The 8,376-nt window shown below is 47.9% G+C and carries 5 protein-coding genes; all 5 read left to right on the forward strand.

From position 1 onward, the window contains the following. The first annotated feature begins 282 nt into the window (after positions 1-282). The 5 genes from AB1K91_RS11905 (at position 283) to argF (ending at position 8,273) form a co-directional block, all read left to right on the forward strand. On the forward strand, positions 283-1,542 hold the full coding sequence (locus AB1K91_RS11905) for an argininosuccinate synthase (protein ID WP_413090052.1): 1,260 nt from the start codon (positions 283-285) through the stop codon (positions 1,540-1,542). Further along, complete coding sequence (argH, locus tag AB1K91_RS11910) at positions 1,539-2,954, forward strand: argininosuccinate lyase (RefSeq protein ID WP_413090053.1); 1,416 nt, start codon at positions 1,539-1,541, stop codon at positions 2,952-2,954. Before AB1K91_RS11905 ends, argH begins: the two co-directional genes overlap by 4 nt. A gap of 90 nt (positions 2,955-3,044) precedes the next feature. Next, on the forward strand, positions 3,045-4,130 hold the full coding sequence (locus AB1K91_RS11915; RefSeq protein WP_413090054.1) for a carbamoyl phosphate synthase small subunit: 1,086 nt from the start codon (positions 3,045-3,047) through the stop codon (positions 4,128-4,130). Beyond that, complete coding sequence (gene carB / locus AB1K91_RS11920; RefSeq protein ID WP_413090055.1) at positions 4,123-7,326, forward strand: carbamoyl-phosphate synthase (glutamine-hydrolyzing) large subunit; 3,204 nt, start codon at positions 4,123-4,125, stop codon at positions 7,324-7,326. Before AB1K91_RS11915 ends, carB begins: the two co-directional genes overlap by 8 nt. After that, on the forward strand, positions 7,323-8,273 hold the full coding sequence (argF, locus tag AB1K91_RS11925) for an ornithine carbamoyltransferase (protein ID WP_413090056.1): 951 nt from the start codon (positions 7,323-7,325) through the stop codon (positions 8,271-8,273). The genes carB and argF overlap by 4 nt, the downstream gene beginning before the upstream one ends. Positions 8,274-8,376 lie beyond the last annotated feature (103 nt).

Raw genomic sequence — 8,376 nt, forward strand, 5'->3', positions numbered from 1 at the left:
ATCAAAGATACGCGTAGATTCGGGTTTTTGACGTTAATCTATACTAGTGTAGGCAGAACACGGAGACTCCACCAAGCAATTTTCTTCGTTCGATGTTAAGCTGCCGAAGTAGTCCTCAGGGAGTCTTTTTATGCCTGAAAATGGGCAGGCACAATCTACCTGCCGGAATAATAGGATACCTAGTCAATAAATTAACAAAAAATGCTTGAATTTATATTAGTTATAATGCATAATAATTCACATAAATAAATCGAGCATTCAGCACGGAGAGGGAGATTCATAATGGCAAAGGATAAAATCGTACTCGCATACTCTGGTGGTTTAGATACTTCTGTAGCAATCAAGTGGCTGCAGGATAAATATAATTATGATGTGATCGCAGTTGGTTTGGATGTTGGGGAAGGCAAGGATTTGGATTTCGTTCAAGAGAAAGCCTTGCAGGTGGGAGCTATCAAATCCTATACAGTTGATGCTAAAGCTGCGTATGCAGAGGAATACGTACTTCCAGCTTTGAAAGCAAACTTGCTATATGAAGGAAAATATCCGCTTGTTTCAGCGCTTAGCCGTCCGTTGATTGCGAAGGTGCTAGTCGATATCGCGAAAGAAGAAGGAGCCGTGGCAGTAGCGCATGGCTGTACTGGAAAAGGTAATGATCAGGTTCGGTTTGACGTGAGTTTCACCGCATTGAACCCGGATTTGAAAATTGTTGCCCCTGTCCGTGAATGGGCAATGAGCCGTGATGAAGAAATCGAATATGCACAGCAGCATGGTATTCCAGTACCGGTAGGCAAAGAGAGCCCATATAGTGTCGATCAAAATCTATGGGGGCGTTCCAATGAGTGCGGAATTTTGGAAGATCCATGGGAGCAGCCGCCAAGTGATGCTTTTGGACTGACTGTTGATCCGGAAGATGCACCAGATGAAGCACAAATCGTGACCATCACTTTCGAAAAAGGGAAGCCGGTCGCAATCGATGGCGAGGCTTATGCATTGGATGAACTTATCCTGAAATTGAATGAAATCGCTGGTAAGCATGGTGTCGGACGTATCGATCATGTTGAAAATAGATTGGTAGGTATCAAATCCCGTGAAATCTATGAATGCCCGGCTGCAGTGACACTGATCGCTGCCCATCAGGAATTGGAAGCTTTGACGATGACTCGCGAAATCTCCCAGTTCAAACCGATCGTTGAGCAAAAACTGGCACAGACAATTTATGACGGCCTATGGTATTCCCCGCTTACAAAAGCGCTGCAAGCATTCATCGAGGAAACACAGCAGACAGTTTCCGGCAATGTCAAAGTGAAGCTCTACAAAGGACATGCACTTGTTGTCGGCAGAGAATCTGCTGAGTCCTTATACAGTTTTGATCTGGCAACATACAAGCCAGAAGATAAATTCGATCACGATGCAGCGCTTGGCTTTATCCAGCTTTGGGGTCTGCCTACAAAGGTGCAGGCTGAAGTTGCCCGTAAGCTAACAGTGCAAACGGTAGCACCATCATTATTGAAAATAGATAAAAAAGAAGCTGTAAAACAATGAAGCTCTGGGGAGGAAGATTCACGAAGCCGACCAATGAATTAGTAGACGCCTACACTTCCTCCATCGGCTTTGATCAAAAACTGGCTGTATATGATATCCAAGGCAGCCTCGCCCATGTGGCGATGCTTGGTAAATGCGGCATCATCGAACAGGATGAAGCGGAAACGATTGCTGATGGATTGAAACAGGTGCTGAACAAAATCCAGGCAGGGGAAGCAACACTCACGCAAGCAGACGAGGATATCCATATGAATGTAGAGAGGCTGCTGATTGAGCACATCGGTCCGGTAGGCGGCAAGCTGCATACCGGAAGAAGCCGTAACGACCAAGTGGCATTGGATATGCGTTTATATTTGCGGGAAGCAATCGTCGATATTGTCGGATTGCTGGGAGCTGTACAGACCGCATTGACGGAACAGGCAAAGCAGCATTTGGAGACGATCCTTCCTGGCTATACTCATTTGCAGCGTGCACAGCCTGTATTGTTCGGCCATCATCTTATGGCATATGCTTTTATGCTGCAGCGGGATGTTGAGCGTCTGCAGGATAGCTGGAAGCGCGTGAATAAAATGCCGCTTGGGGCAGGCGCCCTGGCTGGGACGACGTTCCCGATCGATCGGCATTTTGTAGCGGAGCAGCTCCATTTCGACGGGATTACCGAAAACAGTCTGGACAGCGTCAGTGATCGTGATTTTGTAGTGGAATTCCTGTCAGCTGCGAGTTTGATCAGCATGCACCTATCACGACTATCAGAGGAATTGGTGCAATGGTCCAGTGCGGAGTTCAATTTCATCGAATTGGATGATGCCTTTTCGACTGGCAGCAGCATGATGCCGCAGAAAAAGAACCCTGATGTCGCAGAACTCGTACGAGGTAAATCCGGTCGGGTATTCGGACATCTGATGGGAATGCTCACTACCTTGAAAGGTCTGCCGCTTGCGTATAACAAGGATATGCAGGAAGACAAGGAAGGCATGTTTGATACAGTGGAAACGTTGAAGGGGGCTCTGGGCCTTTTCGCGCCGATGATCGAGACCATGCATGTGAAGCAGGATAATATGTACCACGCTGTCCGCAATGATTTTTCGAATGCGACAGATCTTGCCGATTACTTGGTGGCAAAAGGCATGGCTTTTCGTGAATCACATGCAGTGGTCGGTCAGACAGTATTGTACAGTATCGAACAAGGAAAGTACTTATTGGATCTCGGTCTAGAAGAGCTGCAGCAGTTTTCCAGTCTGATAGAGGAAGATATTTACGAGGCACTTGCACCGGAAACGGTCGTAGCAGCCAGGAATATTCCAGGCGGCACAGCTAAAGCAAGGGTCCAGGACCAAGTGGATAATATAGAAGCCTTGCTGGAAACGAATAGAAAGTGGACAGAAGAGCAGGCTGCCAAACTGGAGGGGTGAGCAGCTGCTCACCTTTCTTTTTCTTATAAATGCATATTTATTACTTTTTTAGAATAAAGATAATGTCCGTTTCGGAAAGGAGCAGCATGAATGGAAGAGACAAAGGGTTACTTGATGCTTAGTACAGGCGATATATTGGAAGGTGTCTGGCTCGGTAAAACAACGGAATCAGATGGGGAAATGGTTTTTAATACAGCGATGACAGGCTATCAGGAAGTGATGACGGATCCTTCCTACGCCGGGCAGATTGTTACGATGACGTATCCGCTGATTGGCAATTATGGTTTCAATACGCAGGATAAGGAAAGCCATACACCGTCTATTCATGGGCTTGTCATTTCGACACCATGTGAAACACCGGCTCACTACCTAGCAACCCAGACATTGCAGGATATTGCGGATGAGTACAATTTTCCGATTTTGGCACAGGTGGATACACGGAAACTGACAAAAATAATCCGCCAGCACGGGGACGTTTATGGAAAAATGGCTAAAACGCCGGGAGCAGTTCCGGATAAAGCAAAGGTATCCGAGAAAATCGTGGAGAAAGTCTCCGTTAAACAAGAGCAGTTCCACCAAGCAGAAGGCTCACCGAATGCCCATGTAGCAATCATTGATTATGGTTATAAGCATTCCATACGGGATATGCTGCTGGAAAATAACTGTGACGTCACCGTTTTTCCTTTTGATACGAAGCTGGAAGAGCTGCAGGAAGCAAAAGTGGATGGGGTTCTGCTATCCAATGGTCCTGGCGATCCAAAATCCTTGGAATACTTAGCGGGAGAAATCAAACGGATTGCGGATTTTTACCCGACGCTGGGTATCTGTCTCGGACATCAGCTACTGGCACTTGCATTCGGTGGAAATACGATGCGCCTGCCTTACGGACATCGTGGAAGCAACCACCCGGTTCAGCATCTGCCGAGCGGCAAAATATCGATTACTTCCCAGAACCATGGATATGTCGTCGATGAAGCTTCTATTTCCCAGTCACTTTGGAATATCCTTTACAGCAATGTCAATGATGGTTCGGTAGAAGGGCTTCAGCACTGCTCCAAACCGATCATGAGTGTCCAATTCCATCCGGAAGCGCATCCTGGTCCGAGCGATACGTATGATGTGTTCAAACAATTCTTGAATTCGGTACGGAACAGAGGAGTGACAGCATATGCCTAAACAGCCGCACATCAGGAAAGTCCTAGTCATCGGTTCTGGTCCGATTGTCATCGGGCAGGCGGCGGAATTCGATTACGCAGGCACACAAGCATGCCTGGCTTTGAAAGAGGAAGGAGTAGAGATCATCCTCGTCAATAACAATCCAGCCACGATCATGACGGATCAGGCATTTGCTGATGAAGTGTATTTGGAGCCGCTCACTTGTGAGTCCCTGACCAATATCATCGAAAAGGAAAGGCCGGATGGCCTGCTGCCTACTTTAGGCGGCCAGACTGGCCTTAACCTTGCTGTAAGCCTGGATCAAGCAGGTGTATTGGAAAAATACGATGTCACCCTTTTAGGTACGCCGCTGGATGCCATCCAGCGCGGTGAAGATCGTGAACTGTTCAAGCAGATGATGCAGGATATCAACGAACCAGTCCCGGAAAGCCTTCCGGTCACTTCTATCCAAGAAGCCAAAGCTTTCGCTGAAAAAACGGGATTTCCAATCATCATCCGCCCGGCTTATACGCTAGGAGGAGCCGGCGGGGGAATAGCCAATGATCTATCTGAACTGCTGCGTTATGTGAAAAGCGGAATCCAGGCAAGTCCGATCAATCAAGTGCTGATTGAACAAAGTGTAAAAGGCTGGAAGGAAATAGAATATGAAGTGATGCGCGATGCCAATGATACATGCATCATTGTCTGCAATATGGAAAATATCGACCCTGTCGGCATACATACAGGAGATAGTATCGTTGTCGCACCGTCCCAGACACTGACAGACAGACAATATCAGATGCTTCGGACGGTATCTTGTAAAGTCATCCGTGAACTGGGGGTCGTTGGGGGGTGTAATATTCAGTTTGCCCTGAATCCGCATAGCGATGAATATGTCATCATCGAGGTGAATCCGCGGGTAAGCCGCTCCAGTGCGCTAGCTTCCAAAGCAACAGGTTATCCGATTGCCCGGATTGCTGCAAAGCTTGCACTTGGCTATCATCTGCATGAAGTGCCAAATCCGATCACGGGAGATACATTTGCCAGCTTCGAGCCAGCCATCGACTATGTAGCGGTGAAAATTCCGCGCTGGCCATTCGATAAGTTCACACAGGCCGATCGCTTGCTTGGTACACAAATGAAAGCAACAGGCGAAGTAATGGCACTTTCACGCAACTTGCCGGCTGGATTGCATAAAGCGATCCGTTCTTTAGAGATTGGACTTGAAGAATTCCGTCTCCCGTCTGCTGAAGCACTGTCGGACATCGAGCTGGAACAAGGTCTCAAAGCTGCAGATGATCGCCGTCTGTTCCTGCTTGCAGAAGCACTGCGCCGCGGGATAACGATTGAAACTATCCATGAATGGACAGAAATCACAACATTCTTCCTTCATGAAATGAAACGGATCATTGATGTCGAGCGGGAATTGAAGGATGGAGGCTGGCAGCCGGATGATCTGCTTCTTCGAAAAGCAAAGACACTTGGGTTCAGCAATGTCGCCCTGGCCAGAGTGTTTGATCAGCCATTGGCGGCAGTGGAAGGACTGATCAAGGAGCTTGGGACCAAACCATCCTACAAAATGGTAGATACATGTGCAGCAGAGTTTTCCGCGCAAACTCCTTACTTTTATTCCAGCTGGCAGGAAGAAGATGAGGTAGATCCATTGCCTGCAGCAGATAAAAAAGTGGTGGTGCTCGGCTCTGGTCCGATTCGGATCGGGCAAGGGGTGGAATTCGATTTTTGTTCTGTGCAATCGGCTTTATCGTTGCGAGAGCAAGGAATCCGTTCGATAGTCATCAATAATAATCCGGAAACGGTCAGTACAGATTTCAATACAGCAGATCATCTGTATTTCGAGCCTCTCACAAAAGAAGATGTACTGCACATTATCGAAAAAGAGCAAGCCGATGAAGTGCTCGTCCAGTTCGGGGGGCAGACAGCAATCAATTTAGCTTCGGATTTGGCGGAAGCTGGTGTGACGATTGCTGGAACCAGCACGACTTCGATCGATTGTGTAGAGAATAGGGAAGCTTTCTATGATTTGCTGCATTCTTTGAACATCCCGCATATTCCAGGCACGACGGTGGTGGATACAGCTTCGTTGAAAGACGAGGCTCGCCGTATCGGCTATCCGATTTTGATTCGTCCATCTTATGTGATCGGCGGTCAAGGGATGGTCATTCTCCATTCGGAAGATGGGCTGGATTCTTATTTGAGAGATCTGGAGCACCAGATTCACACTTCCCGTCTGTTCCCGCTGCTTCTGGATAAGTATGTTCCGGGCATGGAGGTAGAGGTGGATGTTGTATGTGATGGAGCAGATATCCTCATTCCGGGCATTTATGAACATATCGAACCGGCTGGTATCCATAGCGGAGACAGTACAGCAATTTTCCCTGCTCCCAGCTTGAGTCAATCAGAGAGAAATATGATTGTAGGTTTTGCAAGTCGAATCTCGGATGCTCTTCAAATGAAAGGCATCATGAACATTCAATATGTCTTCAGTGAGGATCGTTCCATCCTGTATGTCCTGGAAGTCAATCCACGAGCCTCCCGCACAGTACCAATTTCGAGTAAGGTGACAGGTATCCCACTGGTTGACTTAGCGACAAGAGTCCAGATGGGTGCAGCATTGCAGCAATTAGGTTACCCGCTTGGATTGCAAAAAGAGATACCGTTCTTTGCCGTGAAGCTGCCTGTCTTCTCGACGACAAAGCTGGCAGGTGTCGATCCGCTCCTTGGACCGGATATGCAATCGACGGGTGAAGCAATCGGTCTAGGGAAAACAGTGCCAGAAGCACTGAATAAGGCGTTTGGCTGGAAGGAAAAAACACTTAGATCTTTGACGGATGACGCACAGATCCTCTTGGATGCTGAAGCTTCCGATTTGATCCAGCTGGAAGCACTGCTTGGGCAGCTGCAAGCCAAAGCAGTGCTGACAAAGGAAACGGCAGCGCTTCTGCCAGATGCGGATGCATATCAAATTGTTTCCTATGAAGAAGCGATCGAGTTGGTTGAAGATCAAAAAATGACAGCTGTATGCAGTACGAGAAAGGGGCGTCAAGGTATCCGTGAATCGGCATGGAAGACAGAGACGCCGTGTATGACAAGTTTGCCGACCATGCAAAGCTATTTGATTGCCGGCAAAAAGGAGCTGGCCGACAGCCTATCAATCTCGGATTATCTGGAACAAGTGGAAAAGGAGCATGTGCGATGAAGCAACTGACAGAGGAGCATTACCTTGCAGGCAGAAGCCTCTTATCCTTACAGGATTTGACGAAGGAAGAAATTCATTACGTGCTGGATTTGGCTGCCGGGCTGAAGAGTCAGCAGCAAAAAGGTGAGCTGATCCAGCCGCTGAACGGGAAAACATTGGGAATGATTTTCGAAAAATCTTCCACACGGACACGAGTTTCATTTGAAACCGGCATCTACCAGCTTGGTGGTATGGGACTTTATCTAAACGCAAATGACCTGCAGCTTGGCCGCGGTGAACCTGTTGCAGATACAGCAAAGGTGTTGTCGGGCTATCTGGATGCGATCATGATCCGCGCCAATTCGCATAAGATGGTCGAAGAGCTGGCAGCCCATGCCAGCATCCCGGTGATCAATGGTTTGACGGATTTGTTCCATCCATGTCAGGCGCTTGCTGACATGCAGACGATCCTGGAGTATAAGGAAACGTTGGAAGGTGTGAAACTAGCCTATATCGGGGACGCAAACAATGTTGCCAACAGCCTGATGATTGCGGCAGCGAAAACAGGTATGCAAATCCGGATTGCATCACCTGCTGGTTATCAGCCGCTTCCTGAGATTGTGGAGAAGGCAAGCGCAATCAGCGATGATCCGGACTTCCTGCTGATTACGGAGAGTCCAGAAGTTGCATGCTGCGGAGCGGATGTCATTTATACGGATGTCTGGACTAGTATGGGGCAGGAACAGGAAACACAAGCAAGACTTGCGGCTTTCCAAGGTTATCAAGTGAATGAAGCACTTATGGATGCTGCAGCTCCAGATGCCATTTTCTTGCACTGTTTGCCGGCACATCGAGGAGAGGAAGTGACCGCCGCTGTCATCGATGGTCCGCAATCAGCCGTATTCCAGGAAGCGGAAAATCGATTGCATGCCCAAAAAGCGCTTATGCTTGCTGTCATGGGAAAATAAATGAAAAACAAAGAAACCGCCAATAATGATGTGCACCCTAAAAGTTAGAGTCAATATTAGATAGCCTGTTGGCTGGTGTGGAGCCGGTATTGTACCGGACTCA

Origin of the sequence: Terribacillus jepli (assembly GCF_047228925.1) — a bacterium.
Classification (GTDB): Bacteria; Bacillota; Bacilli; order Bacillales; family Amphibacillaceae; genus Terribacillus.